Source organism: Vreelandella salicampi (genome assembly GCF_013415105.1).
Lineage (GTDB): Bacteria > Pseudomonadota > Gammaproteobacteria > Pseudomonadales > Halomonadaceae > Vreelandella > Vreelandella salicampi.
Genome location: NZ_JACCDF010000008.1, coordinates 73,397 through 100,273, shown reverse-complemented (window position 1 = coordinate 100,273; position 26,877 = coordinate 73,397). Strand labels below are relative to the sequence as shown.

The 26,877-nt window shown below is 58.3% G+C and carries 26 protein-coding genes; 6 read left to right on the top strand and 20 right to left on the bottom strand.

Annotated elements, in window-relative coordinates:
• Positions 1-30 precede the first annotated feature (30 nt).
• The gene (locus HZS81_RS10345) at positions 31-1,989 is read left to right on the top strand and encodes an ABC-F family ATP-binding cassette domain-containing protein (protein WP_179930483.1); all 1,959 of its coding nucleotides are present in this window, start codon (positions 31-33) and stop codon (positions 1,987-1,989) included.
• A gap of 7 nt (positions 1,990-1,996) precedes the next feature.
• Here HZS81_RS10345 and dtd read toward each other — a convergent pair whose 3' ends face one another.
• The 11 genes from dtd to HZS81_RS10290 all read right to left on the bottom strand — a co-directional run bounded on the left by dtd (position 1,997) and on the right by HZS81_RS10290 (position 12,172).
• Entirely contained in the window at positions 1,997-2,434 is a 438-nt protein-coding gene (gene dtd / locus HZS81_RS10340; RefSeq protein ID WP_179930482.1) for a D-aminoacyl-tRNA deacylase, read from the bottom strand.
• Between the two features lie 34 nt (positions 2,435-2,468).
• Positions 2,469-3,053, bottom strand: coding sequence for a chalcone isomerase family protein (locus HZS81_RS10335; protein WP_179930481.1), 585 nt, complete (start codon positions 3,051-3,053; stop codon positions 2,469-2,471).
• 87 nt (positions 3,054-3,140) lie between these two features.
• Positions 3,141-3,986, bottom strand: coding sequence for a universal stress protein (locus HZS81_RS10330; protein ID WP_179930480.1), 846 nt, complete (start codon positions 3,984-3,986; stop codon positions 3,141-3,143).
• 102 nt (positions 3,987-4,088) lie between these two features.
• Complete coding sequence (gene thiD / locus HZS81_RS10325) at positions 4,089-4,919, bottom strand: bifunctional hydroxymethylpyrimidine kinase/phosphomethylpyrimidine kinase (protein ID WP_179930479.1); 831 nt, start codon at positions 4,917-4,919, stop codon at positions 4,089-4,091.
• Between the two features lie 71 nt (positions 4,920-4,990).
• Positions 4,991-6,289, bottom strand: coding sequence for an NAD(P)/FAD-dependent oxidoreductase (locus tag HZS81_RS10320; protein ID WP_179930478.1), 1,299 nt, complete (start codon positions 6,287-6,289; stop codon positions 4,991-4,993).
• A gap of 225 nt (positions 6,290-6,514) precedes the next feature.
• Positions 6,515-7,627: a TRAP transporter substrate-binding protein gene (locus HZS81_RS10315; protein ID WP_179930477.1), complete on the bottom strand. Its 1,113-nt coding sequence runs from the start codon at positions 7,625-7,627 to the stop codon at positions 6,515-6,517.
• Between the two features lie 125 nt (positions 7,628-7,752).
• On the bottom strand, positions 7,753-9,159 hold the full coding sequence (locus tag HZS81_RS10310) for a TRAP transporter large permease (RefSeq protein WP_179930476.1): 1,407 nt from the start codon (positions 9,157-9,159) through the stop codon (positions 7,753-7,755).
• Positions 9,159-9,719 carry a TRAP transporter small permease subunit gene (locus tag HZS81_RS10305; RefSeq protein WP_179930475.1) on the bottom strand — a complete coding sequence of 187 codons (561 nt, stop codon included), beginning with the start codon at positions 9,717-9,719 and terminating at the stop codon, positions 9,159-9,161. The genes HZS81_RS10310 and HZS81_RS10305 overlap by 1 nt, the downstream gene beginning before the upstream one ends.
• Before the next feature lie 105 nt (positions 9,720-9,824).
• The gene (locus HZS81_RS10300; RefSeq protein ID WP_179930474.1) at positions 9,825-10,634 is read right to left on the bottom strand and encodes an endonuclease/exonuclease/phosphatase family protein; all 810 of its coding nucleotides are present in this window, start codon (positions 10,632-10,634) and stop codon (positions 9,825-9,827) included.
• A gap of 34 nt (positions 10,635-10,668) precedes the next feature.
• Positions 10,669-11,310: a thiol:disulfide interchange protein DsbA/DsbL gene (locus tag HZS81_RS10295; RefSeq protein ID WP_179930473.1), complete on the bottom strand. Its 642-nt coding sequence runs from the start codon at positions 11,308-11,310 to the stop codon at positions 10,669-10,671.
• A 235-nt stretch (positions 11,311-11,545) separates the two neighbouring features.
• On the bottom strand, positions 11,546-12,172 hold the full coding sequence (locus HZS81_RS10290; RefSeq protein ID WP_179930472.1) for a c-type cytochrome: 627 nt from the start codon (positions 12,170-12,172) through the stop codon (positions 11,546-11,548).
• Positions 12,173-12,462: 290 nt separating this feature from the next.
• Between HZS81_RS10290 and yihA the strand changes: the two genes are divergently transcribed.
• A complete protein-coding gene (gene yihA / locus HZS81_RS10285) occupies positions 12,463-13,101 on the top strand; it encodes a ribosome biogenesis GTP-binding protein YihA/YsxC (RefSeq protein WP_179930471.1) in 639 nt (212 codons plus the stop codon).
• 27 nt (positions 13,102-13,128) lie between these two features.
• Here yihA and HZS81_RS10280 read toward each other — a convergent pair whose 3' ends face one another.
• From HZS81_RS10280 to HZS81_RS10245, 8 genes are all read right to left on the bottom strand, one after another.
• Positions 13,129-13,860, bottom strand: coding sequence for an HAD-IA family hydrolase (locus HZS81_RS10280; RefSeq protein WP_179930560.1), 732 nt, complete (start codon positions 13,858-13,860; stop codon positions 13,129-13,131).
• A gap of 11 nt (positions 13,861-13,871) precedes the next feature.
• On the bottom strand, positions 13,872-14,810 hold the full coding sequence (locus tag HZS81_RS10275; protein WP_179930470.1) for a tyrosine recombinase XerC: 939 nt from the start codon (positions 14,808-14,810) through the stop codon (positions 13,872-13,874).
• On the bottom strand, positions 14,803-15,513 hold the full coding sequence (locus HZS81_RS10270) for a DUF484 family protein (RefSeq protein WP_179930469.1): 711 nt from the start codon (positions 15,511-15,513) through the stop codon (positions 14,803-14,805). The genes HZS81_RS10275 and HZS81_RS10270 overlap by 8 nt, the downstream gene beginning before the upstream one ends.
• A gap of 48 nt (positions 15,514-15,561) precedes the next feature.
• Positions 15,562-16,395 carry a diaminopimelate epimerase gene (gene dapF / locus HZS81_RS10265; RefSeq protein ID WP_179930468.1) on the bottom strand — a complete coding sequence of 278 codons (834 nt, stop codon included), beginning with the start codon at positions 16,393-16,395 and terminating at the stop codon, positions 15,562-15,564.
• Positions 16,395-17,684, bottom strand: coding sequence for a diaminopimelate decarboxylase (gene lysA / locus HZS81_RS10260; protein WP_179930467.1), 1,290 nt, complete (start codon positions 17,682-17,684; stop codon positions 16,395-16,397). The genes dapF and lysA overlap by 1 nt, the downstream gene beginning before the upstream one ends.
• Positions 17,685-17,810: an LPS translocon maturation chaperone LptM gene (gene lptM, locus HZS81_RS10255; protein ID WP_179930466.1), complete on the bottom strand. Its 126-nt coding sequence runs from the start codon at positions 17,808-17,810 to the stop codon at positions 17,685-17,687. It lies immediately after the preceding gene.
• Positions 17,807-19,210, bottom strand: a complete 1,404-nt coding sequence (argH, locus tag HZS81_RS10250) for an argininosuccinate lyase (protein ID WP_179930465.1) — start codon at positions 19,208-19,210, stop codon at positions 17,807-17,809. Before argH ends, lptM begins: the two co-directional genes overlap by 4 nt.
• A gap of 104 nt (positions 19,211-19,314) precedes the next feature.
• Complete coding sequence (locus tag HZS81_RS10245) at positions 19,315-22,182, bottom strand: EAL domain-containing protein (protein ID WP_179930464.1); 2,868 nt, start codon at positions 22,180-22,182, stop codon at positions 19,315-19,317.
• Between the two features lie 154 nt (positions 22,183-22,336).
• Between HZS81_RS10245 and hemC the strand changes: the two genes are divergently transcribed.
• Complete coding sequence (hemC, locus tag HZS81_RS10240; RefSeq protein ID WP_179930463.1) at positions 22,337-23,278, top strand: hydroxymethylbilane synthase; 942 nt, start codon at positions 22,337-22,339, stop codon at positions 23,276-23,278.
• On the top strand, positions 23,275-24,051 hold the full coding sequence (locus HZS81_RS10235) for a uroporphyrinogen-III synthase (RefSeq protein WP_179930462.1): 777 nt from the start codon (positions 23,275-23,277) through the stop codon (positions 24,049-24,051). Before hemC ends, HZS81_RS10235 begins: the two co-directional genes overlap by 4 nt.
• A 36-nt stretch (positions 24,052-24,087) precedes the next feature.
• On the opposite strand, the gene HZS81_RS18045 is transcribed toward HZS81_RS10235, so the two are convergent.
• Positions 24,088-24,528 carry a hypothetical protein gene (locus HZS81_RS18045; RefSeq protein WP_241697455.1) on the bottom strand — a complete coding sequence of 147 codons (441 nt, stop codon included), beginning with the start codon at positions 24,526-24,528 and terminating at the stop codon, positions 24,088-24,090.
• Here HZS81_RS18045 and HZS81_RS18040 point away from each other — a divergent pair.
• Positions 24,518-25,540, top strand: a complete 1,023-nt coding sequence (locus HZS81_RS18040) for a uroporphyrinogen-III C-methyltransferase (protein ID WP_338401846.1) — start codon at positions 24,518-24,520, stop codon at positions 25,538-25,540. The genes HZS81_RS18045 and HZS81_RS18040 overlap by 11 nt on opposite strands.
• Positions 25,537-26,817: a heme biosynthesis HemY N-terminal domain-containing protein gene (locus HZS81_RS10225; protein WP_179930460.1), complete on the top strand. Its 1,281-nt coding sequence runs from the start codon at positions 25,537-25,539 to the stop codon at positions 26,815-26,817. The genes HZS81_RS18040 and HZS81_RS10225 overlap by 4 nt, the downstream gene beginning before the upstream one ends.
• Positions 26,818-26,877: the final 60 nt, after the last annotated feature.

Below are 26,877 nucleotides of genomic sequence, written 5' to 3'. Positions count from 1 at the left end.
ACACTGCCCACCTTACTCTCGGGAGAACGCATGATCGCACTGCGCCAAGTCGCCCTGCAACGCGGCACGCAAGCCCTGCTGGAAAACGCCGATCTAACACTACACAACGGGGTCAAAGCCGGCATCATCGGTGCTAACGGTGCGGGCAAATCGAGCCTATTCAAGCTGCTGCTAGGCGAGCTAGGCGTCGATCAGGGTGAAATTGAGCTCAGCGGTGGCCAACGTATCGCGCACATGGCGCAAGAGATCGATGTGTTGGACCGGGCGATTATCGACTACGTACTCGATGGCGATCACGCCCTACGCCAAGCCGAGGCTGACCTTGCCGCTGCTCAGGCGTCAGATAACGCCCACCGCGAGGCAGAGCTGCACGGTCTGATTGAAACATTGGACGGCTACAGCGCGGAATCCCGCGCCGCGCAGCTGCTCGTCGGCTTAGGCTTTGTGCAAGCGGATCTCACCCGCCCCCTGTCAGATTTCTCTGGCGGCTGGCGGATGCGTGTCAGTCTCGCCCGCACGCTATTCATGCCGTCTGATCTGCTGCTGCTCGACGAACCGACCAACCACCTGGACCTCGATGCGCTGCTGTGGCTGGAGCAGTGGCTCACCCGCTACCCCGGCACGCTGTTATTGATCTCCCATGATCGCGACTTTCTTGACGCCGTGTGCGATCACATCGTGCATATGCACCACAAGACGGTCGAGCTTTACCGCGGCAACTACTCGCTTTTTGAGCGTACCCGCGCCGAAAAGCTCGCCCTGCAACAGGCCGAAGCCGCCAAGCAGCAGGCCCGTCGCGAGGAAATTGAGCGCTTTATCGCGCGTTTTCGCGCCCAGGCAAATAAAGCCAAGCAGGCACAAAGCCGCGTCAAAATGCTGGAGCGCATGGAAGATATCGCCGTTGCCCACGTCGATTCGCCGTTCCACTTTAGCCTTCCTGCCGCGGACAAAACCTCGCACCCGCTCTTGGTGTTGGATCAAGCCCAGCTAGGCTATCGCAGCGACGCGGGCGATACCGTGCAGCTTGATCACGTGAACGCCACGCTGCTCCCTGGGCAGCGCATCGGCTTACTCGGCCCCAACGGGGCGGGCAAATCCACGCTGATCAAATCGCTTATCGGCGAACTGCCGCTGCTTTCCGGCAAACGCGTGCCCGGCGAGCACTTAGCGATTGGCTACTTTGCCCAACATCAACTTGAAGGGTTGGATGTTACGACTACGCCCTTTGTCCACGTGCAGCGGCTCTCTCCCACCGCCAGCGACCAGGCGATTCGTAACTTTCTTGGCGGTTTTGGCTTTAAAGGCGACGATGCATTCAGTCAAGTGGCGACGTTTTCAGGCGGTGAAAAAGCGCGCCTGGCGCTGTCTCTCGTCGCTTGGCAAAAGCCGAATCTATTGCTGCTCGATGAGCCCACCAACCACCTGGATTTGGAGATGCGCGAAGCGCTGACCGAGGCGCTCGCCAGCTTTGAGGGCACGGTGATTCTGGTCTCGCACGACCGTCACCTTTTACGCGCCACAGTGGATGAATTTTGGCGCGTGGCGGACCACCGCGTCACTCCTTTCGACGGCGATCTAGACGACTACCGCGCCTGGCTGAAAGAGCGCCTGGAGGCCGAGCGGCGCGATACCCGCAGCGAAAAAAGCGAGCGCCAGAACGCACAGCAAAATGACGACAGCCGCGAAGCACGAAAAGCCGCGCGTAGGGCCGCCGCCGAGATGCGCGAAAAGCTGCGCCCACTGAAAAAACAGCGCGATCAAGCCGAAAAAGCCATGGAGCGCGAGCAAGCTGCCCTGGCCAAAGTGGAAGAAGTGCTCGCCGACCCAGAGCTTTACACCAACGATGCGCGGAAAACTGAGCTAACCAAGACCTTAGCGCGCCAAGCCGATATCAAAGCCCGCCTCGACGACGCCGAAGCGCAGTGGCTCGCTGCCGAAGAAGAACTGGAAGCGATGGAAGCCGAGTTACTCGCCAGCGAAAACGGTTAAGGGGTGTTCAGGCTTCCAACAAAAACGTCACCGGGCCGTCGTTGGTGAGAGATACCTGCATATTGGCGCCAAATTCACCGGTGGCGAGGGGAATGTCGTATTGGCGGGCTTGCGCGACAAGGTAGTTGAATAAGCGCTCGCCCTCCGCAGGAGGCGCGGCGCTGGAAAAGCTCGGCCGTAACCCTTTGCGCGTATCAGCCGCCAAGGTGAACTGCGACACCAGTAACACACCGCCACCGGCCTGCTGCACATTGAGGTTCATCTTTCCGTCTGCATCGCTGAAAACGCGGTAATGCAACAACTTGTGCAGCAGCTTGTCAGCGCTTGCTTCGCTATCGTCTTTTTCTACCCCCACCAGCGCAAGCAATCCGTGATCGATAGCCCCGACCGTATGTTGCTCAACCTCGACGCTAGCGCGGCTTACCCGCTGAATCAGTGCTCTCATTGTGCCACTTTCTCCTGTCCTTACGTGTTTCGGCTTAATTTTCTTCCGATGACGCTTTGCCTAACAAGGCATCGCGGAACGCTTCGTCCAGCGGCTTTTCTCCTAGCCAAATGCCAAACATCGCACTGGCGGTTTCGCTGTCGCCGCCTTCGTATAGTACTTCGCCGTTGAGCGCCAATCGCAGCGTATCGCTGTCCCAGCTAAGTCGATAGCGATCACCCGGTGCTACGTCTTGGTAGCGTTGATTGATGGTATCGATGTCTTCTTTGATCTGATTGAACTCGTAGCGGGTGAGTGACTTTTCCAGCGTTTCCGTGGTGGCGTCGGCAAAGTCAGCCGCTTCGATATCATGGAAGTAAGCCAGCTCCAACAGGCGGGGCACATCGCCAAGCGGTTGTGGCTGGGTTTCTCCTTCCGTTTGATAATAAGCGCCGGCATAGGCGGTCCAGATCATATAGGTAAAAACGCCGCTGCCGATCAACTCATAGTGCTGCCCATGCGCCTCAAGCGTCGGGGAAAAAGATTCACCATTTTCGCTAACGCTTGTTTCAGCGTGACCAAGCGGCGTCACCAGCAGCGCCATTGCCAGCGGCAAAGCGCGTATGGGATATGCAGACATACAACCTCCTCATCAGATGGCACACATACTATACCTACCATCACAATGCGTAGAGGTTCCGTATAAAATAAATCCTGCGACGCTTATTTACCACGTGCGGCAAAGCATGATGTCGCAGTGGGGTTCGCTTAACAACATCTCGGTGAGCTGACTCGCGTAGTGCGGCTGGCAGCGGCTACCGATCATGATCAAATCGGGCGTATGGCGTTTCATATAGTCGTTTACGACGTCACAGGGTGACCCTGGTTCTAACAGCAGCTCTACCTCCGGCACGCCATCAAGCTCGCGCATCAACGTCTCGACTTCTTCTTCGAGCTGAGCACGTAGTGCAGCCACTTCTCGTTCGCGCCACTGGGCATAGCCGCGCTGTGAGCCCAGCTCTCGCTCACCCGGTAGCGCCCAAGCGTGCAGTAACGTGAGCTTGGCCTCCGGGAAACGCGTCAGCGCCTCTTTTAGCGTATGCCGCGTGGTCAGTGAGAAATCGATGGGGAGCACAATATGCTCCCACGGCTGGGTGGGTAGATAAGAGGCCACGACAACCGGACACGGCGCGCTGCGCAATACGCGCATCACGGTCGTCCCTGTGAGGAGGTCTTTCTGCCCACGCTTTCGGTGCATCCCCAACACAATCAGCTCGGCGCTGCGCTCGTGGGCTTCTCGTACGATCTCGGCATAAGCTGCCCCAGTGACCGTCTGTATCAGCGTTTGCGGGGCCTCCAAGGCATAATCCTCGCGCAGATCGGTCAGCGTAGTGGTGATATCTTCCACCACTGCGGCTTCTAGATCATGCAGCATCCGCCGGGGTAGGTACGGGTCGATGACGTGAAGAATATCGAGCCGCGCGCCTTGGGCATAGGCTAAGCGCATCGCTCGGGCAAACGCCGCGCGGTTATCCGCAGAAAGGTCGGTGGCAAACAGCAGCGTGCGCGTCATGGCGTGGCCTCCTCGCAGCGTCCAAGCGTAATGAGCAATACTCACTTCTACTCAGCATGGTGCGCTTCTGCCCGTCGCGCAAGGCCGCCAACGCAAACGCGCTTACCACCAGGCGTGAAAGTGATGCACCGGCCCACGGCCTTTACCCACGTTTAAGCGACGGCTTTCCTCTAACGCCGCGTGCAGCCATTGCTTGGCTTCCCGTATGGCCGGCACGCTCGCTTCAGGCGTGGCATCACCCGGCAGTTTGGCCAAGCAGGCGGCAATCGCGGACGAGAGCGCGCAGCCAGTGCCGTGAAGATTATCAGTATCAATGCGCGAGGCGGGCAGCCATTCGTGGCTCTGCGGGGTCGCCAGTAGATCCGGGCAAGTGGTGTCTTCCAGATGCCCGCCTTTGAGCACCACGTAAGGCGCACCGAGCTGCGTTAGCCTAGGCAGCATGGCTTCCATGGCATCCAAGCTGGCAGGCGTAGTCGAATCGAGCAATACGGCGGCTTCGGGCAGGTTAGGGGTTATCACATCGGCGAGCGGCACCAGAATATCCCGTACCGCGTGAATGCCTTCATTATCAACCAGAATATCGCCGCTTTTAGCCACCATCACCGGGTCGAGCACAATCCAGCGTGGTCGCCGCTGGCTTAGCACGTCGGCAATCACCTCGGCGACGTCGCGGCTGGCGACCATGCCAATTTTGACCGCATCCAGCTCGACGTCATCCAGCAAGTTGTCTAGCTGCTCACGAATCGCCTGAGGCGACACCGGGTACACCGAGGCTACGCCACAGGTATTTTGGGCAATCACCGCGGTAATCACGTTGGTCCCGTACACCCCGAGCGCCGAGAAGGTTTTGAGATCACCCTGCAGGCCAGCACCCCCAGACGGGTCGGAGCCAGCGATCGTTAGCACATTACGCACACGAGTATCGGTAGACATGAGGCCTCTTTTTCAACAAATGCATCGGCAGCCAATAGGCCAATGGCATTAGGATACCCAAAATTGCGCGTTCAATGCAGCTTCATACGGGGCTTTAGATAGCGACTCAATTTATCTACCAGCCACGAAAGCCCTGTTTTTGCCGCGCCATGGATGGCGAGCTGATGCATGCGGTAAAGTGATGCATAGCACTGGCGCGCCAGCCAGCCTTCTAGAAATAGTCCGCGTGAAGCGGAGCTGCGCATCAAACTGCCCACCGCATCGTAGTGGGCCAACGATACCAGCGAACCATGGTCGCGATAGTTAAAGTTCTGCAGTGGTTTTTCATCTAGCGCGTGGATCAGATTTTTGGCCAGCACTTTTGCCTGCTGGTGGGCGGCCTGAGCACGGGGCGGCACCGTACTACCATCCTCTTGCGGACAGCTGGCACAGTCCCCCATAGCAAAAATGTGCTTGTCGTCCACGCTCTGCAGGGTTTGATTGACGTTAATCTGGTTTTTCTTATTGGTAGTCAGGCCAAGCTCCGCCAAAAAAGGCGGCGCCTTAATGCCTGCAGCCCATACATTTAGGTCCGTTTCGATGACCTCACCGTCCCCGGTCACTAACTGGTACGCCTGAGCTTCTTGGATGGAGGTACTGACATGAACAGTGACACCCATTTCCTCTAATTCTTGCTGTACGGTTTGACTGATACGTTCGGAGAGACCGGGAAGCAAGCGCGGGGCTGCCTCGATGAGGTGCACGTTGATGCTTTGGTGGTCTTCGACCATGACGCCATAGGCATTGAGCAACTTGGTAGCGTCTAGTAACCCTGCCGCAAGCTCTACACCCGTAGCACCGCCGCCGACAATGCCAATCGTCAGTTGCTTATACTGGCGCAGGGCTGGGTCGGTGTAGCGCAAAAAGGTGTTGATCATATCGTGCTGAAACGCCTTAGCTTGCTGGGGTGAGTCCATAAAGTGGCAGTGTTCTGCCACCCCCTTGGTACCAAAATCATTAGAGACGCTACCCAGCGCCAACACGAGATAATCGTAGCTAACCTCCCTGGCAGGCAGAACTTCAATGCCGTCTTCATCCATTATCGGCGCTAGATGGATCACCTTTTTCTCATGATCCAAGCCGTCTAAAGAGCCACGCAGGTAGCGATAATGGTGGGCGGAGGAGTGTCCACGGTAATCCACTTCGTCCATGCTGGAGTTCAATACGCCGGTAGCCAGCTCGTGCAGTAGCGGTTTCCATACATGGGTCGCATTACGGTCAAATAGCACAATACTGGCGCGATTTTTCTTACCCAGCTTACGCCCCAGACGCGTCGCGAGAGCGAGTCCTCCCGCACCGCCGCCCACAATTACAATCTTTGGAATGGCCATCACTTTTTCCTTGCCCAATGTAGCCACAGCATAGAACTTTCTAGCGGATCTGACGATGCGCTAAGCAGGCAAGATAAAAATTAACGGTTATAGCGCAGTCGTTGCCTGGGGTTCGAACTGGACTAAGAGTGCTCTTCGAATCGCATGTCATGAACTCTCCAATTGGGCTGACTTAAACGCAAATGGCCGCCCGAAGGCGGCCATTTAGTCTAGCGAAAGGCGATATTACTCCGTGGTATCCCCTTCCGGGTTGCGGGCGTTATAGTATGCCTGCTCAGAGATCGCGTGGTAGTTTTCCACTTTCTCTTGGAACTCACGATATGACTCATAAATACGGGTGGCCATATCACTGGATTCCGCTAGCTCGGCGACCACATCTTCCGAATGCTCGCGCGCCTGTGCTAACACGTCGTCAGGAATGCGACGCAGCTCGACGTCGTGTTCATTAACAAGCGTTTCCAAGGCGTCGTTGTTACGCGCCGTATACTCGTCTAGCACGTTGGCGTTGACGTCGCGCACGGCCGTTTTTAGGATCGCCTGCAGATCCGCAGGCAACTCGGCCATGGCTTCTTCGTTGACGATGGCTTCGAACATCACGGTCGGCTCATGCCAGCCGGGATAGTAGTAATAATCCGCTGCCTGGTGCAGACCGAAGGCCAAGTCGTTATACGGGCCGATCCACTCGGTGGCATCGATCGCGCCGGATTGCAGCGAAGTGAAGATTTCCCCACCCGGCATATTGACGATAGCAACGCCCATGCGGCTCATGACCTCACCACCTAGGCCCGGCATGCGCATTTTGAGGCCATCGAGATCGTCAACCGAGTTGATCTCTTTATTGTACCAGCCGCCCATTTGCACGCCTGAAGCACCCGCCACCAATACATCCACGCCGAAATCATCGTAGAGCTCGTTCCACAGCTCCATACCGCCACCGAAGTGCAGCCACGCGTTCATTTCTTGCGCGTTCATGCCAAACGGTACGGCCGCGAAGAACTGTGCTGCGGGCGCTTTGCCTTTCCAGTAGTAGGAAGCGGAATGGCCCATTTCAGCCGTGCCCTCGGAGACCGCATCAAACACCTCGAACCCCGGGACTAATTGGCCGGCACCAAAGACTTCAATGGTCAAACGGCCATCGGACATCTGGTCAACCAGCTCAGCAAGACGCTCAGGCCCTTGGCCTACGCCAGGGAAGTTTTTCGGCCATGAAGTAACCATCTTCCAGCTATAGGTTTCTTCTTGGGCTTGTGCCGGGTTATCCAGACTTGAAACGGCGAACAGGCCAGCCGACATGGCCGTGGTCATGGCGATGGCAGCGGATAGCGTTTTAATTTTCATATAACCCCTTATTGTTGCTGTTTTTACTTGGGAAGGTGCTCGCGCGTAAGCGTGATCTTCTTCCTATCACGTTTTACATTGCCACGCGCAAGCGTTGATAGCAGCCCCTACTTTCAACTAATAGGCTAGCCAAACTGGGCGGGAAGCCACGTCGCCAGACCGGGGAAAAAGGCTAGCAGCAGTAACATACCCAGCTGAATCAAGATAAACGGAATGACACCGCGATAAATCGCTGAGGTCGGCACCGATTCAGGCGCCACGCCGCGTAGATAAAATAGCGCGAAGCCAAACGGTGGCGTCAAAAAGGACGTTTGCAGGTTGATGGCGATCATGATGCCCAACCAGATCGGGTCGAGGCCCATCGCCAGCAAAATCGGCCCGACAATTGGCACGACGACAAAGGTGATTTCGATAAAGTCGAGGATGAAGCCGAGCAGAAAGATCACCAGCATCACAATCAATGTCGCCCCGACGACACCACCCGGCATACCTTCGAACAGATCGGTGACCATGTGCTCGCCGCCATAGGCGCGGAAGACCAGCGAGAACAGCGCCGCGCCGATCAAGATCAAAAACACCATGGTGGTGACGTTGGTGGTCGAACGCAGCACCTCTTTGAGCGTGGACCAACTTAGCTGGCGGTAGGCCAGCGCGAGCACTAGCGCGCCAAATGCCCCCACGGCTGAGGCTTCCGTGGGTGTCGCAAAGCCAGTGAGAATCGAGCCTAATACGGCCACGATCAGCACCACCGGCGGCACCAAGCCCTTAAGCAGCAGCATGCCGATGCCCGACGTGTGGCCTAGTTCTTCCATTAGCTCTTGGCGGTCAGCCGCTGGCGCGGCTTTGGGGCGCAGCCACGCAATCACCACGACGTAAACCATGTACATCGCGACCAACAGCAGCCCCGGTACCAGCGCCCCCATAAAGAGATCACCGACCGATACCGTTTTAGGGCTGAAAATCCCCATGTCCAGCTGCGCTTGCTGATACGCCGAGGACAGCACATCCCCCAGCAGTACCAACGCAATGGACGGCGGAATAATCTGCCCCAGCGTGCCGGTAGCACAAATTGTGCCGGTAGCAAGCGAGGTAGAGTAGCCGCGTTTGAGCATGGTAGGCAGCGACATCAGCCCCATGGTGACAACCGTTGCGCCGACAATGCCGGTCGAGGCAGCCATCAGCATGCCCACCAGCGTCACCGAAAGTCCCAAGCCGCCGCGAAGCGAACCAAACAGCAGCGCCATTGCATCAAGCAGCGATTCCGCCACCTTGGATTTTTCCAAGAGCACGCCCATGAGCACAAAAAGTGGCACCGCTAACAGCGTGGTATTGGTCATGATGCCGTACAGGCGGTTAGGCAGTGCAGCTAAATAACCGCTATCAAAATTGGCATCGACACCGAGCGCTTCTAGGCCAAGACCGAATCCTGCAAAGAGTAGCGCGGTTCCCGACAGCGAGAGCGCCACCGGGAAACCAAACATCAGCACGATGCAGATAACGGCAAACAGAACGAGAGGCATGAATTCCAGCATTAGATGCGCTCCTCCAAGTGGCCTTCATCCTCTGATGGTGGCGCGATTCGCCCTGTCAGGATATACATATTGCGCACTACCTCGACGGCGCCTTGCAGTAGCATGAGAACGGCAAATAAAGGGATCATGGTTTTGAGCACGAACACCGCCGGGATACCGCCGTAGTCGGACGAGGTTTCCAAAATCTGCCACGACATGCTGACGTAACCCATACTCGTCGCAATGATGAACACCATTACCGGCATTAAAAGCGCCAAAATGCCGACCAAGTTGATCAGCGCTTGGCGTCGAGGCGACATTTTGCGATAGAAAATATCGACCCGGACGTGGCCATCATGGCGAAACGTATACCCTGCGGCGAGCATGAAGACCGCCGCGTGCATGTACATCACCAGCTCTTGCATGAAGATGCTGTTGATAGAAAAAACGTAGCGCAGGAGCACGATCAAAAACTGAATCAGCATCATGATGATGATCAGCCAGGAGAGCGTGCGCCCTAACCACTCGGAGGCGCGATCCAGCGCTCCGATCAAAGGCGGTAGTTGTGATTGTTGCGACATGGGGAGTGTCTCGTATCGAACGACTGAAAGAAGAACATAAGGTCCAAGACAATAGCGCATCTTCCCAGACAATGCAGCGCTGACCACTCACGCGAATTGAACGTTTTAGTTTTGTGCGTCGCGCAACGCAGTGAGGCAAGCGTCCGGCAGCGGAAGATCAACGGCGATGGGCAAGTGATCCGAGAATAGATGATCTAACACCCGCACCTCGGAGACGTCCAAACTTTGCGAGAGCAGGATGTGATCCAGCGCGCGACGCGGCTGCCAGGAAGGATAGCTGAGAAGCGGCTTTACCGGATGCAGCGGCAGCGAATCACTGAACCGTGCGTGAGCGTGAATCTGCTCCGGCGTGCAGTTCAAATCACCCATCACGACGACATGGCGTAGCGGGCGAATAATCTCGCTTAAATAGTCTAACTGGCGCGCGCGGCCACGGTGACTCAACGCCAAATGGGCCACGAAAACGTGTAGGGCATCCGGGCCATTTCCAAAACGCGCATGAATCGCCCCACGCCCGGGCAAGGTACCGGGCAAACGGTGCTCTTCAACTTGAGTGGGCGCTAGCCGCGAAAGCAAGCCGTTACTGTGCTGAGCAATACGGCCTAAGTTGCGATTAAGCTGCTGAAAATGATGAGCAAACCCAGCGCGAGCGGCAAGGTATTCGACTTGATTAACGCGGCTTGTGCGAAAACTGCCGCCATCGACCTCTTGCAGGCCGACGACGTCGAAACGCCCCATCACCTTCCCCATGATATCTAGGCGCTGGCTACGCTCGGGATGCGGGAGAAGGTGCTGCCAACTGCGGGTGAAGTAGTGGTGGTAGGCGGAGGTCTGGATGCCCACCTGCAAATTGAACGTGAGCAAACGCAGGTGGCCATCCGCCAACAGCGGTGACCGGGCATCCAGGTGACTCATAGGTGTATTTCCAAGCAGCGTACATCAAAGCAAATTAGCGAGACGACTCTGCGCGCTCCTCGCGGACTCGTTCAATCAGCGCGTCGGCAATTTGTGGCATGTTGGCCAAGCTACCGGCACTGCTCGGGGTGACGAGATAGCGGCCATCGACCATCAGTGCCGGAACGCCCATTAGCTGCATATCGCGCATGCGGCTATTGGCACTGCTAACGTCACTGCGCACGCTAAAGGAGGTCAGCGCTTCACGGGCTTCGTCTTCGCTCACGCCATAGTTGGCAAAGAATTCCGCCAACTCGTCGGTGTCTGTAAGCGATCGTCCTTCTTCGTGAATCGCATGAAAGAAATCGGCATGCAGCGCGTCTTCAATGCCTAACGATTTTGCCGCATAGAACGCGGTGGCGTGGGTGTTCCAGTCACCGCCCATGGTGGCGGGCTGGTGCACAACGCGCACATCGTCTTCTAGCGTTTCGTACCACTCGGTGACCTCGGGCTGCAGGCGATAGCAGTGAGGGCAACCGAACCAAAACGCTTCGGTGATTTCGATCTTATCATCATCCACTTGCGTCTCTACCGGCGTTTCCAGGCGCTCGTAGTGTTCACCTTCTACTAACTCCTGTGCGCTCGCCACGGCGGAGAGCGTAAGCCCTGCGACCGCAACCATTAGTGCTTTCCACATATCGGGCGTTCTCCACGTCAAGCAGGCCCATAAAAGATGGGCACCAAAAAAATAGCGAACCATAAGACTACTATCACAGCCTTATGGTTCCTTTGCCAGCCACAGCGTTTGCCCTAATAACATTTTCCCAACCACGCTTTCTCTAGCCACGCGTCCTCTAACCACACTTTGCCTAACGAAAAAGGCAAACGCCGGGCCAGCCAAGGGCAGGAGCTGAGCGGGACATCAACAGTGCTTAGTGCAGCCCCTGCACGTAGTTGGCAACCGCTTCCATGTCGGCATCGCTCATTTTAGAGGCGATATCGCGCATGATAGCGTTGGGGTCGTTGTGACGCTCACCGGCGGCAAAGTCTTGCAGTGTCGAAATTGTGTACTCCGAATGCTGCCCAGAAAGGGCCGGGTACACCGCCGTGCCGATACCCTGCCCCGTCGGCGTATGGCAAGCCGAACACGCAGGGATGCCTTTATTTATATCGCCAGCACGGTAGAGTTCCTCTCCACGGGCGAGCAACGCTTCATCGTCTTTAGCTTGACCAATGTTGGGGTCCATATTGGAAAAGTAAGCCGCGACGTCCCAGGCGTCTTGATCGGAGAAATCGTCAACCTGCCCAGCCATTTGTGGCACCTCACGATCTCCGTCGCGGATATCCATAATTTGCTTGGCGAGGTAGGACATCTGCTGGCCGGCTTGGTTGGGGAAAGATCCCACCGAGCTAATGCCGTTTTGCCCGTGACAGGCCGCACACGAGCCAGCCAGCTCTTGGCCAGCATTCGGGTCTGCATTGGCTTGCAGGTCTTCTTGAGCGTGAACGGTGCCAACGGCACCCATGGTAATTGCCAGGCTTGCCAGTAACTTTCTCATTGCTAATCCACTATGCCGTTAGTTGGTGACTGGTACGCACCCTGGGCGCTGCCCAGGTTCAGCAAATTACCAGGGTCAGCTCTGGGCGCCGCAAACAACCCACACAAAGCGCGAATTGTCGCTGACGTATAGAGCGCGATGGTACACTAGCGCCCCAGGTCGCAGTTATAAACCACTTGTATTATAACGAATCACCCCACCGGCGGGAATGCAATACCACGCCTGCTTTAGGGGTAATTCCAGCGCGCTTTCGCGCCTACTTTTGCTCTATTTTGCCAGGATGTACACCGATGACCGTAACACCTGCCACCGCCCCGGCTCTTAATTATTCCACCGCAAGCTTTATGCTCAGCGCGCCTTCGCTTGCCCAGTGCCCAGAAGATAGCGGCACTGAAGTCGCCTTTGCCGGGCGCTCGAACGCGGGGAAATCCAGCGCTATCAATGCCCTAACACGGCAAAACGCGTTAGCGCGCACCTCGCGCACACCGGGTCGCACACAGCTGATCAACTTCTTCAGCTTAATGAATACTACCTCACAACGCCTCGTAGATCTGCCCGGTTACGGCTATGCCAAAGTGCCCGAGGCAGTAAAGCGCGAGTGGCAAGAGCATCTTTCCGACTACCTGCGCGGCCGCCAAAGCCTTCGCGGGCTGGTGCTACTAATGGATGTACGCCATCCACTCACCGAGTTTGACCAGATGATGCTGGGCTTTGCCGATGAACGCGATATGCCGGTGCAGATACTGCTGACCAAGGCAGATAAATTAAAGAAAGGCCCGGCCAGTAGCGCTCTGCAAAAAGTCCGCGCCCAGCTAAGCGACTGGGACGACTTAGTCTCCGTTCAGCTCTTTTCGGCGCTGAAAAAAGACGGACTAGCACCTCTCTCTCAGCGCCTGGATCAGTGGCTAACGCTTCCCGACGGGGCCTAACCGCACCTCGACTACGCCCTTGTGCCTCTATTTTTCCCACCACGCCAGCACATCCGGCAGCTCTTTTACGTGAGCGATCCGCGTCACCCGTTCAGGCAACGCCTGATCGCCCGTTGCGTTGATCCATACCGCGTGCATCCCCAGTTGCTGCGCCGGCAGCACATCCTCCTCCCAAGAGTCGCCCACGTGCATCGCCCGTTCGGGCACCGCATCAAGCTTTGCCAGCGCGGTGAGAAAGGGCGTGGGATCGGGCTTGGGAGCGAGTAACTCGCCCGCCGCAATGGCCACGGGGAAGTGGTGCGCCAGCGGCTGCCGCGATAAGTGAATATTGCCATTGGTGATCGCCGCCAGCCGGTAGCGCCTGCGTAGTTCATGCAAAAGCGCGTCGACTTCCGGATGCGGCGTTACCTGCACGCGCAGGCGGTGAAACTCGTTCATCGCCGCCGCCGCCCACATTAATGCGGTACTCTTCACCACCCCCTGGGCTTGAAGCTGCTCCTCTAGGGCACGTAGGCGCAACCAAGTAAAATCGCCGCGCCGTTCGGTCACCTCACTGGCTAGGCGCTGGCGGCGCGCCACGTAATCCTGCAGCCCGTCTTCATAGGTCAGCGCCAAGGGTGGCTCACCGCGCTCAGCCCGCCAAACGTTAAACGCGGTGAGCAGCCAGCGATAGTGGCCCTCTTCGGTGCGCGCCATCACGCCCTGGTTGTCCCATAGGGTATCGTCGAGATCAAACGTAATCGCTTGCAGCGTGGCAATTTGGCGCATGGCTATGACTCGGGTGGTAAATCAGAAGACGTTGTCGACGCTCGGCGCCGTGCGCGCGGATGCGCCGCATCGTAGCTCTCGGCCAAGTGCTGCCAATCCAGCCGCGTATACACCTGCGTGGTGGAAAGATTCGCGTGGCCCAAAAGCTCCTGCACCGCGCGCAAATCCTGGCTGGATTCCAGCAGGTGGCTGGCAAACGAGTGGCGCAGCCGGTGCGGGTGCAAGTGCTCGGGTAACCCACGCTCGATGGCAAGCGTAGCCAAGCGTTTTTGAATCGCGCGGTGCCCCAAGCGGCGGCCACGCTGGCCTAGAAACAGGGCTGCTTCGCTCGCCGGGGCGAATTGTGCCCGCGCCGCCAGCCATGCATTCAGTGCATCGCGGGCGCGCCGCCCTACCGGCACCTGGCGGGGTTTGGCACCCTTGCCGATCACGCGCACGCGCTGCGGCTCTAGGTCGGTCATATCCAGCGCGGCAAGCTCCGCTAGGCGCAGCCCGCTGGAGTATAAAAGCTCCAACATCGCCTGATCCCGCAGCGCCAGCGGCGAGCCATCGTGGGGCGTATCGAGAAAATGGGCCAACGTATCCACATCCAACGGGCGCGGTAGGTGGCTTGGCTGCTTTGGCGTGCGCAAAAGCGTGACCGGGTTATCCGCCAATACGCCACGCGAAACACAATCATCGGCAAAGCGTGATAACGCCGCCCGCCGCCGCGCTAGGCTGCGCGGCGCGAGCCCGCGGCTTCGCTCACTGGCGAGAAACGCGCGCAAAAAAGTGGCATTCAACTCGCTGGTGGCAACGACGCCGCGTGCCTCGGCAAACGTGCAAAGCGCCACCAAATCGCGACGATACGCCGCGACCGTGGCGGGGCTTGCGTGCTGGCCCAGCGCCGCGAGAAACGCCTCGGTCTGGGTCGTCAGCTCAGCAGTCGGCGCGTTAGCCATGGGGCGACAGGCGAATCAGCAGACGGGCCGTAATATCCCCCAGATACTCGGTAAATAGCGTATCCATACTGGCGCGATATTGCTCCGGGTCGGGGCTTGCCAACAGCAAATAGCCGAGCGGCTCGCCCGCCGAGAGGCGTGTCACTGCGCAGGAGCCAGCTTTCTTAGGTGGCGATACGTGGGGCAGTAAGCACTTCCAGTCGCTCACACCCAGCTTAGCGCAGCGGCTGGTGCGGCCATCCAAAAGCGCCGCCAGCCTAGCGCTTGCGTGCTGGTTGAGCACATGGCGCGGCGGCTGCGGCGGGGCAGGTTCGGCGTCACTCAATTCGGGCGGGCACCAGAGCGCCAGCGCCGGCGTGTCGAAACGCTCGCTCATCTGCGTGGCCAGCGCCTGCGCCAACGCGTCGCGGTCGTCAGCTTCAACCAGCGCCAGCAATGTTTCACGCAGGCGGCGATACTGCGCCTCGTTATGCCGCGCGGCGTCGAGCAGCTGTTCTAGGCGCCCCTCCGCCGTTTCCGCGCGGGCACGCAGGTCGATCACTAACCGCTCCAGCAGCGAGACGGCGCCGTCGATATTCGGGTGCGGCACCTTGAGCTGCTGGAGCAGCCCCTCACGACCGACGAAAAAATCGGGATGGCGGGCCAACCAGAACGCTACTTGATCGGGGTCGAGCGTCTTGCGCGGTTCGGGGGCTTGAGACATCGCCATTCTCCCTAGAGGGTTTTCATCAGTACGAATAATTCAATGCGCTTAATTCAGTGCGACGCGGCCATCAAACACGCGCGTGGCGGGGCCAACCATGATGAGCGACGCTTCCGGGTCGGGCCATTCGATGGAGAGCTCACCACCAGGCAGGTGGACTTTAACCGGGCTTTTCAAAAGCCCCTGGCGAATGCCGCTAGCAACCGCAGCACAGGCCCCGGTGCCGCACGCTAGCGTTTCACCACTGCCGCGTTCGAACACGCGCAGGCGAATTTCGCTGGGGGAAACGACCTGCATAAAGCCGACATTCACCTTGTGGGGAAAGCGCGGGTGCGCCTCAATCGAGGGGCCCAAACGCGCTACCGGCGCGCTCTCGACGTTCTCGACCTCTAGCACCGCGTGGGGGTTGCCCATCGACACCACGCTGATTTCCAACACTTCACCGTCAACGTTCAGCTCATGCAAGGGCTGATCGCCGGGGGCGTCAAACGGCAGCGCAGACGGCGTGAACCGCGGACGGCCCATGTCAACGCGCACCTGGCCATCGTGCTGAATCGTCAGCACCAGCGGGCCGCCGCTAGTTTCGACATGAATTTCGTTTTTATGGGTCAAGCGCTGGTCGCGCACAAACCGGGCAAAGCAGCGCGCGCCGTTGCCGCAGTTCTCTACTTCGCTGCCGTCGGCGTTGAAGATGCGGTAGCGAAAATCCATATCCGGGTCGCGAGGCGGCTCCACCACCAGCAACTGATCAAAACCAATACCAAAGCGGCGGTCGGAAAGCTCGCGGACATGGGCATCGGTCAGGCGCGCGCGCTGGGTGACGAGATCCACCATCACAAAGTCGTTACCCAGGCCGTGCATTTTGGTGAAGTGCAGCAGCATTATCGCTCCTCTGCCTGGCCCAAGGTGCTATCGGGCAGTAGCGCTTCGCCGGCCCACAGGCTCTCAACGCTCTCGCGGCGGCGCACGACATAACAGGCGTCGCCATCGACCATAAGCTCTGCCGGGCGCGGGCGGCTGTTGTAGTTCGAGGCCATGACGAAGCCGTAGGCGCCGGCAGAGCGCACGGCGAGCAAATCATTTTCGGCAATCGCCAATTCGCGCTCTTTGCCTAAAAAGTCGCCGGTTTCGCACACCGGGCCGACCACGTCGTAGACGGCTCTCTCGCGTGCTTCGCGGGTATCCACCGGGACAATCGCCTGCCACGCCTGGTAGAGCGAGGGGCGAATCAAGTCGTTCATGCCTGCATCGACGATGGCAAAGTTCTTGCCTTCGCCCGGCTTTAAGAACTCCACGCGGGTGAGCATGACGCCCGCATTGGCGGCAATCGAGCGGCCCGGTTCAAACAACAAAGTGAGTTTTTTACCACCTTCCCAGCACGACAGACGCGAGAGCAACTGGCTGGCGTAATCAAACGGCTGGGGCGGCTTTTCATCGCGATAGGTCACGCCAAGACCACCACCGAGGTCGAGGTGCTCGATCTCGATACCGCGCTCGTGCAAGCGCTCCATCAGCACCAGCAGGCGCTCCAGGGCGTCCAGAAACGGCGCCGTCTCGGTCAGCTGCGAGCCAATATGGCAATCCAATCCCACCACCTTGACATGTGAAAGGCTTGCCGCAAACTCGTACACCGCAAGTGCTTCATCCACCGGTATACCGAACTTGTTGTCCTTAAGCCCGGTGGAAATATACGGGTGAGTGCCCGCGTCCACGTCCGGGTTGACGCGTAGCGACACTGGCGCGGTTTTGCCTAATTCACCGGCCACGGCATTTAAGCGCTCAAGCTCGGGGCGCGATTCGACGTTAAAGCATTTGATGCCGACTTCTAACGCCCGGGCCATCTCGTTTGCCTGCTTGGCCACCCCGGAAAACACGACCTTCGCCGGGTCGCCGCCCGCTTTGAGGACGCGCTCAAGTTCGCCCACCGAGACAATATCAAAGCCCGCGCCGAGCTTGGCCAAAAGCCCCAGCACGGCAAGGTTGGAATTTGCCTTCACGGCGTAGCAAATCAAATGCGACTGGCTACCCAGCGCCTCGGTATAGGCGCGAAAATGGCGCGCAAGCGTCGCCTTGGAGTAAACGTAGCAGGGTGTGCCGTGCTCAGCGGCGATCCGCGATAGCGGCACGTCTTCGGCGTAGAGCACGCCGTCGCGGTAGTTAAAGTGATCCATTTACCCCTCCTGCTCGGCGGCATTCGCATTGGCGGCGTCATCGGGCAAGTAGAGCGGCCCTTTTTGGCCACAGCCTGCCAGCAGCAACATCACGGCGACGCCGAATAATAGGCTCTTAACGCTCATGCCTGATCCTTAAGCACGGCGAGCGCTTCGCGTGCCCGTTGTGCGGCCGCGCGGACTTGATCCGGCGCGGTGCCGCCAATGTGATTACGCGCCGCGACGGAGCCTTCTAGCGTTAGCACCTCGAAGACGTCGCTTTCGATCACCTGAGAGAACTGGCGCAGCTCGTCGAGCGACATCTCGGAGAGGTCTTTCTCTTCTTTTAGGCCGTAAGCCACCGACTCACCGACAATCTCGTGAGCGTCGCGGAAAGCCACGCCTTTGCGCACTAGGTAGTCGGCAAGGTCGGTGGCGGTGGAGAAGCCCTTGCGCGCCGCTTCGAACATATTGACCTTTTTCGGCTCAATGGCCGGCACCATATCGGCAAAGGCTTTTAGGCAATCGCCCACGGTATCCACGGCGTCAAACAGCGGCTCTTTGTCTTCCTGGTTGTCTTTGTTGTAGGCCAGCGGCTGCGATTTCATCAGCGTCAAAAGCCCCATCAGGTGACCGTAAACGCGGCCGGTTTTGCCCCGCACCAATTCGGGCACATCAGGATTTTTCTTCTGCGGCATGATCGAGGAGCCGGTGCAAAAACGATCCGGCAGGTCGATGAAATCAAACTGCGCGCTGGTCCACAGCACCAGCTCTTCGCTCATACGCGACATGTGCATGAGCAAAATGCTGGCGAAGCTGACGAATTCGATGGCGAAATCGCGATCAGACACCGCGTCTAGCGAGTTCTCCGCCGGACGATTAAAGCCCAAAAGCTCAGCGGTAACGTGGCGATCAATCGGGTAGGTCGTCCCCGCCAGCGCCGCGGCGCCCAGCGGCATGACGTTAACGCGTTTGCGACAATCGAGCAGGCGCTCGTGATCGCGGGCAAGCATTTCCTGCCAGGCTAGTAAGTGGTGGCCAAACGTCACCGGCTGCGCCGTTTGCAAGTGGGTAAACCCCGGCATGATGGTGTCGGCTTCGCGGTCGGCAAGCGCGACCATGCCTTCGCGCAGGCGAATCAGCTCGACTTCGATGGCATCGATGGCATCGCGCATAAACAGGCGAATGTCGGTGGCCACCTGATCGTTGCGCGAGCGGCCGGTGTGAAGCTTTTTGCCGGTAATGCCGATTTTATCGGTCAGCCGCGCTTCGATGTTCATGTGCACGTCTTCCAGCGGCACCGACCACTGAAATTCACCGCGCTCAATTTCGTCGCGGATTTCGCTGAGGCCGGTGACGATTGCCTCGCGTTCATCATCGGTCAATACGCCCACCCGCGCCAGCATGGTGGCATGCGCCATCGAGCCCCGAATATCTTGCGCCGCCAGGCGCTGGTCAAAACTGACCGAGGCGGTGAAGCGCTCGACGAAGGCATCGGTAGGTTCGCTGAAGCGGCCGCCCCAGGACTGGTTGGTAGCTTGACTCATGACAACATGTATCCTGCGTAAACATTAAAAAAATCGTTGGTCAAAGTGTACCAGAGTCGCCCTACCAAGCGGCACGGCGATTTGCGATTTCGCCCTGCCGTGCTTTAGTGCTCAGCAGCGGGACGACGTCTTTTTTGCCCGTGGCGCAGTCGCTCCCGCTCGGCATGGCGGAATGCCTCTTGCACCAGCGCGCGCAGTTCGTCGTCGTCCCATGGTTTGGTGATAAATTTATACACACCACCCTGGTTCACCGCATCGGTCACGGTTTTCAGGTTGGTATAGCCGGAAAGAATCAGCTGTACCGTATCGGGGTAAAGTTCTTTCACCCGGTGCAAAAACGTCGTGCCGCTCATTTCAGGCAGCCGTTGGTCGCTGAGAATCACGTCTACGTCGTTCATCGCCATGTGCTCAAACGCGTCCTTGGGTTTTTCAACGGCGATAATCCGGTAGCCATCACGCCGCAGTACGCGGGTAAGCGCGCGCAGAATATTGGGCTCGTCATCGAGCAATAGCAGCGTACGCCCCCCTTCGCCCTCGACGTCCGTAACCCTTGGTACCACCGGGCGCTGCTCGCGCATAAAGCGAACCAAATCGTCAAACGGCATGGGCCGCGCGAAGTAAAATCCCTGGAAGGTATCGCATAGCTGCTTGCGTAAAAAGGCGTGCTGGGCGGCGGTTTCCACGCCTTCTACCAGCACTTCAAGCTCCATTTTGGCCGCCATGGTGACCACGCCTTCAATGATCGCGGCGTCGCGATGGTCGCTGATCACTTCACGCACAAAGGAACGGTCGATCTTTATCTTGTTGATCGGCAGCCGCTTGAGATAGCTCAGGCTAGAGAAGCCGGTGCCGAAGTCATCTAGGGCGATATGCACACCGAGTTCACGCAGCGCATCCAGCGCATGAATCGCTCGCTCGGCGCTCTCCATCAGCACGCCTTCGGTGAGTTCAAGCTCTAAAAGCGTCGGATCGAAGGCGCTGGCTTCCAAGGTGTGCTCAACCGATTCAAGAAAACCGGGGCGCTGAAACTGCATGGGGGAAATATTCACCGCCATGCTGGTGCGCCCAACGCCGAGCGCATTGAGCCGCTGCCCGTCGCGGCAGGCCGTCGCCAACACCCAGTCGCTGATGGGGATGATCTGACCGGTGTCTTCGGCCAGGCCAATAAACTCACCGGGAGGGATATAGCCACGCGCCGGATGATGCCAGCGTAGCAGCGCTTCAACACCGATCACACGGCCACTGGGGCTATGTATTTGCGGCTGGTAATGCAGCTCAAACTCGCTCTGCTCAATGGCCTGCTGTAAGGCACTACGTAACGCCACACGGGCGCTGACTTTTTGGTTAAGCTCCTCAGTGTACCACTGATAGGTGTTGCGCCCTTGGCGTTTGGCTTTGTACATCGCCAAATCCGCCTGCTGGATGAGCGCCTTCGGGCGGTCGGTTTTGCCGTCGCTGGTGGCAATCCCGATACTTGCAGTGATGCGCATCTCACTGCCGTTATGCCAATACGCGGAGGCCAGCTGTCGCAGCATCCGCTCAACGACGTAGAGTGCATCGCTTTCATCGGCGATATCCGGCAGTACCACCACAAATTCATCGCTGCCAAAACGGGCCACGGTATCCCACGGGCGCAAAACGGCCTCCAGCCGCTTGGCGACTTCGACCAGAATAAAATCGCCCACCTCATGCCCCAGGGTATCGTTAATCGGCTTGAAGTCGTCCAAATCAATAAACAGCACCGCCAAATAACGCTGATGCCGTTGGGCAATTTGGCAGCCCTGCTCTAGGCGCTGCGCCAGCAAGGTGCGATTCGGCAGCCCCGTGAGCGCATCATGGTTGGCGTTGTAGTTGAGTTGCGCCTGATATTCGCGCTGCTCGGTAATATCGTTTTGCACGCCGATATAGTGCGTTACCGCACCGCTCTCATCGCGCACTGGAGAAATATACAAATCATTCCAAAACAGCGCGCCATTGCGGCGGTAGTTGCGCAGCGTCACGTGCACTTCACGCTCGGCATCAATGGCTTCGTGCAACACCCTGACGGCCTGTGGGTCGGTCTCGTCCCCTTGCAAAAAGCGGCAGTTACGCCCCTCACGGGAGTAACCGGTAATGCGCTCAAAGGCCGCGTTAACGTACACGATCGGCAAGTCGGGCTGCCTGGCATCGGCAATCACAATGCCGTTGACGCTCGATTCCACACCGCGCTCAAGCAGCTTAAGTTGCCCCTCGGCCACTTTGCGCGCATGGATATCTTGAGTAGAGCCTTGCACTTGCTCAATCCTTCCAATCTCGTCGCGCACGGCTTGCCCCACCACCCGCACCCAACGCGTTTCCCCCTGGCGGGTAAGAATTTCTAATTCTTCATCAAAGCCCTCCCCTGTTTCGCTGCATTGGGTAAAGACGTGGCGAATGCACGCTTGCGAGCTGGGCATATAAAAATCGATAGCGCTTTCTATCGTGGGTTGATACCCCGGCTCGACGCCATGAATACGGCATATCTCATCGGACCAGACCGGCAGCCCGTCACGCATGTCGACGTACCAGCCACCAATCAGCGCGGTGTCACCGGCAATGTGAAAAAGCCGCTGATTATGTTGCAACTGCGCTTCCAATCGCTTGCGCTCGGTGATTTGGCGTGCAACCACGTAAATAATGCGATCCGCGCCTAGCGAGGCACTGACTTCTACCCAGTGGCGATGGCGTGAAGCGCTGACGAGTTGTAGCTCAAACACCTCCACCTCGTTCCCTTGCGCTAGCCGCGCTAAAATATCGGCGACCAGCGGCTGATCCGCTTCGCTAACCACGAGGGTATACGGGTGCGTTATAACAGCGCCTTCGCTGTACTCAAGCAAGGCTAAAAACGCAGGATTAACCTGCAAAAAATAGCCAGCTAAATCCACGCAGCAAAACAGATCATGGGACAGGGTAAAAAATTGCGCTAGCTGCCCAGGGATTGGGACTCGGGCCATAATGCATCCTAATAAAATTGTGTTGTTCTAGCGGGGAAGGGCAACGCCGGCCAACGATGTTTTTGTAGCGCTAATTTTTACTGTGTGGCCGGGTGCTTTATGATGAGAACTAACATAGTTTATCGGGCCGTGATAGCGGCGAAGGGAGAATAACGTGCAATCCATCACTAAGCTGCGTATCGCCACACGAAAAAGCCAACTGGCCATGTGGCAGGCCGAACACGTGCGTGACCGTTTAATCGCCGCCAACCCTGGGCTTGAAGTCGAGCTGATCGCACTTTCCACCAAGGGCGATAAAATTCTCGACACACCGCTTTCCAAAATCGGTGGCAAAGCGCTGTTCGTCAAAGAGCTGGAAGAAGCCATGCTGGATGGTCGCGCGGATATCGCCGTGCACTCGATGAAAGACGTGCCGATGCACTTCCCCGAGGGGCTGGGTCTTTCAGTGATCCTCGAAGGCGCCGACCCCACCGATGCGTTTGTCTCCAACCACTATAAAAGTGTCGATGAGTTGCCCGAAGGCGCGCGTGTCGGCACCGCAAGCCTACGCCGCGGCCTACAGCTTCGCGAGGCGCGCCCCGACCTTGAGATTCTTAACCTACGCGGCAATGTGCAAACCCGTCTAGGCAAGCTCGACGCCGGCGACTTTGACGCCATTATTCTGGCTACCTCCGGGCTTAAACGCTTAGGGCTTGAAGCACGCATTGCGCAAGCGCTACCGCCGGAAATCTGCCTGCCCGCGTGCGGCCAAGGGGCACTAGGTATTGAGTGCCGCCTGCACGACCCGGAGCTGACCTCACTGCTCGCCCCGCTCGATGATGCCGACACCGCCACCCGCGTGCGCGCCGAGCGGGCGATGAACACCCGCCTCGAAGGCGGCTGCCAGGTGCCTATTGGCGGCCATGCCGTGCTGGACAAAGCGAGTGAAACCCTGTGGCTGCGCGGCTTGGTCGGCAACCCAGAAGGCACCGAGGTGCTGCGCGCCGAAGGCAAAGGTTCTATGCACGAGCCGGAAGCGCTGGGTATTCGCGTGGCGGATGAGCTACTCGATCTCGGCGCGGGCGATATTCTTGCTGAGGTTTACGGTAGCCAGTGATGCCACCGGTACTGATCACTCGCCCCGGCGAGCGCGGCGCGGTACTCGCTGACGCGATTGAGCAGCGCGGCTTCGCCGTGGAGCTGCTTGGCGTGATACAGCTAGAAGCGCTGCCCGAAGACCCGGCGTTACGAAGCTTGTGGCTAGATATTGATCAGTATCAAAAAATCATCGTCGTCAGTCCCTTCGCCGCTGATTGCTTAAGTGCCGCGCTTGACCGCTACTGGCCTCAACTGCCCATCGGCATTGACTATTACAGTGTCGGTAGCGCCACGGCGCAAACGCTTCACGCGAAACTAGGCGTGCGGGTCCATGTACCGGCAAACAGCGGAGAAGATACCAGCGAGGCACTGCTCGCGCTGCCATCACTACAGCACGTTGACCGGCAAAAAGTGTTAATCGTCGCTGGGGATGGCGGTCGGGCACTGCTGGCCGATACGCTCAGCGCGCGCGGTGCCAATGTCACCCGTGCAAGCGTCTACCGCCGCGTCTATGCACCGCCTGATAACAGCGGAAAAACGCGGCTAACCCAGGGGAATTATCAGGCGTTGATTGTTACCAGCGGCGAACAGCTGCAACATCTGGCAAAATGGTGCAATCAGGCAGCCTTGAACCAACCGCTAATCGTTTCCAGTCGCCGTTTGGCTACACTGGCTGAAACACTGGGCTTTCGAGCCCCTACGGTAGCGTCAGGAGCAACACCGGCTGCGCTGACAGCCGCGTTGGCTCGGGCCTGCAACCCGCCGGGGACCGATGTCGATCAAGGAACTTAACAAGGGCTAGCGACAGATGAGCAAACAACCTAACGATCAGGACGATACGCAGAAGGCGTCCGCCGCGTCGTCGAACAGCCAACCGAAAGCCGGTGGCGCTAAGAACAGCGGCAATACGGCAAGCGCCAACACGGCCAAAACCGGTGCCAATAACTCGAGTAAAAATAGCGCGGGCTCAAATAAGCCAGCGTCCAACACCTCGAGCTCAGCCAATAATACGAGCTCAAATACGGAAAGCGCGCGCCCTTCTGGCAATAAACCGGATAGCAAAGAGGCGGATAATAAAGCGCAGCGCAGCGCTAGCGACAAAAACGCCGCCGCCAAGCCCCCCACGAAAGCCGCTCCTGCAAGTGGTGCATCAGGCCAAGCGTCAGCCAATAAAACCAGCGGCAGCGCTTCAAGCAGCACACCGCCCCCCGCCAGTTCCCCCCAAAGCAAAAGCGGTGGCGGCGGCAAAGGCGGTATCGTGGCGATCATCCTGGTGATTCTCCTAGCGATTGCCCTGGCGTGGCTCGCCTGGCAAGGTTGGCAGCGCTTGGAGAGCCAGCAGCAGCGTATTGATGAGATCTCTCAACAGGCAAGTAACAGCGCCTCGCAAGATGCGCTCAGCGAACTCGAATCGCGCCTTGAAAGCGCCGAAGAGCAGCGTAACCAAACGCTCGACGATACCGTTAGCGAGCTGCGTGACGACTTTGCAAGCTATCGCTCAGAGGTCAACGGCACCTTGGATGACGTGCTCAGCCAGCTCTCTCAAGAGCAAGATACCGACGAACGCGAGTGGCTACATGCCGAAGCGGCCTATCTTTTGCGCCTCGCCAATCAGCGCCTGCAGCTTGAGCGCGATGTCGAAGGTTCCGCCGCGCTTCTTCGCACCGCCGACGAGCGCTTAGCCGATGCCGACAACCCGGCACTCACCCCGATTCGTCGCGAAATTGCCAGTGAACTGGCCGCACTCGACGCCGTGCCGCGCGTTGACCGTACCGGTATTTACCTGGCGCTAAATGCGCAGCAAGAGCGTATCGCCACGCTGCGTTTAGACCAAGAAGTCGTCGACGCTGAGCCGGTTACGTCTAAGATAGAAGAGCCGCCCACCGGCACCTTCCAGCGCCAGCTGGCACGTTTTGGCGAAGAGCTCAAAGAGCTGGTAGTCATCCGCGAACACGACGAAGCGCTTGAGGCGTTGATCACGCCAGAGCAAGAGTCGTACCTGCGCCAGAGCCTGCGCTTAATCCTTGAGCAATCGCAGTTGGCCCTGCTCAAAGAGGAGCAAGCACTGTTTGAAGCCAGCCTCGATAAAGCACTGACGCTACTTAACGGCTACTACGACACTTCGCGCAGCGAAACCCAAAGCGTTATCGAGCGCCTAGAAGAGCTCAAGCAGACTCAGGTAACGCCGGAACTTCCCGATATCAGCGGCTCTCAGCAAGCGCTTAGCGAGTTCATCGACAACCGCTATGAGTCGCGCAACGAAAACGGAGGTGAGGCATGAGAAAGCTCGTTCTCCTCATCATCGTCGGGCTGGCCGTCGGTGCCTTTTTCGGGCACCTGATGATGTCCGTGCCCGGCTACTGGCTGATACGGGTCGGCGACACCTCCGTACAAACCTCGTTCTGGTTCGGCTTGGTACTGCTGCTCGGTGCGTTTATCGTCTTGCACTTTGCGCTGCGCCTTTTGGGCGGCATTATTCGCCCGGTCGGCCGCTTTCGCACCTGGAATAGCCGCGCCCGCAACCGCCGCGCCATGAAGCGCACTGTACGCGGGCTCGTCGCGTTGACCGACGGGCGCTGGAAAAAAGCCGAGAAAACCCTCGTACGCGCGGCGGATGATTCCAGCACGCCGCTGGTCAACTACCTCTCCGCCGCCCTTGCTGCGCATTACCAAGGGGACTACGAGACATCGCAAGAGCACTTGAACCAAGCACAGCTCACGACCGAAGGCGCTGACACCGCCATTGGCTTGATGCAGGCGCAGCTGATGATTGATCGTCAGCAGCCGGAAGAAGCCTTGGCGATTCTTAATCGTCTGGATAAAAAGCTGACCAATCACCCCCAAGTGCTCAAGCTACTCAAGCAGGTGCATTTAAGCGTCAACGATTGGGACGGCTTACGCCGGTTGGTTCCGCGTCTCGCGGCGCAAAAATTGATCTCGACCACCGAGCGTGAGCAGCTTGAATACCGCGCCTACCGCGAGCTCATTGTGTTTGAAAGCAAAAACCCCAGCGACGTTGAGCGTGTGCGTAGCCTCTGGGCCGACATGCCCGACTACCTGCGCGCCAACACCGAGCTAATTGTGTTCTACACCGAGGCGCTGGTGCAGGCAAACGAAGAGCCCATTGCCGAGCGCCTGTTGGGTCACTCGCTCGACCACCACTGGGATGCTCGCCTGGTGAAACGCTACGGCCTGCTCAATGTCGATGCGCGCCGTCAGCTAACAAAAGCCGAGCAGTGGTTGAAAGAGCGCCCCAATGACCCTGAACTTCTGCTTGCCTGCGGGCGGCTTTCGCTACGCACCGGCCAGTGGAGCAAAGCGCAAGAGTATTTTGAAACTAGCCAGCGTCAGCGTCCCAACGGCGTGGTATGCGCGGAACTGGCGCGTTTATACGCAAGCTTAGGTGAGCATAATAAGAGCCAGCTCTACTATCGCCACAGCGTGGAAATGCTGGCGAAATCGCTGCCTTCGCTACCGCAGCCTAGCGATAGCAGTGCTTCAGACGCTGGCGCTTCCAGCAAAAAAGCAACGAAAAGCGACGCGAAAAAAAGCGCTTAGCGCTTACCACGTCGTAAACGCATGCTTCACCAACGCGCATAGGCGGGTGCCCAACGGGCA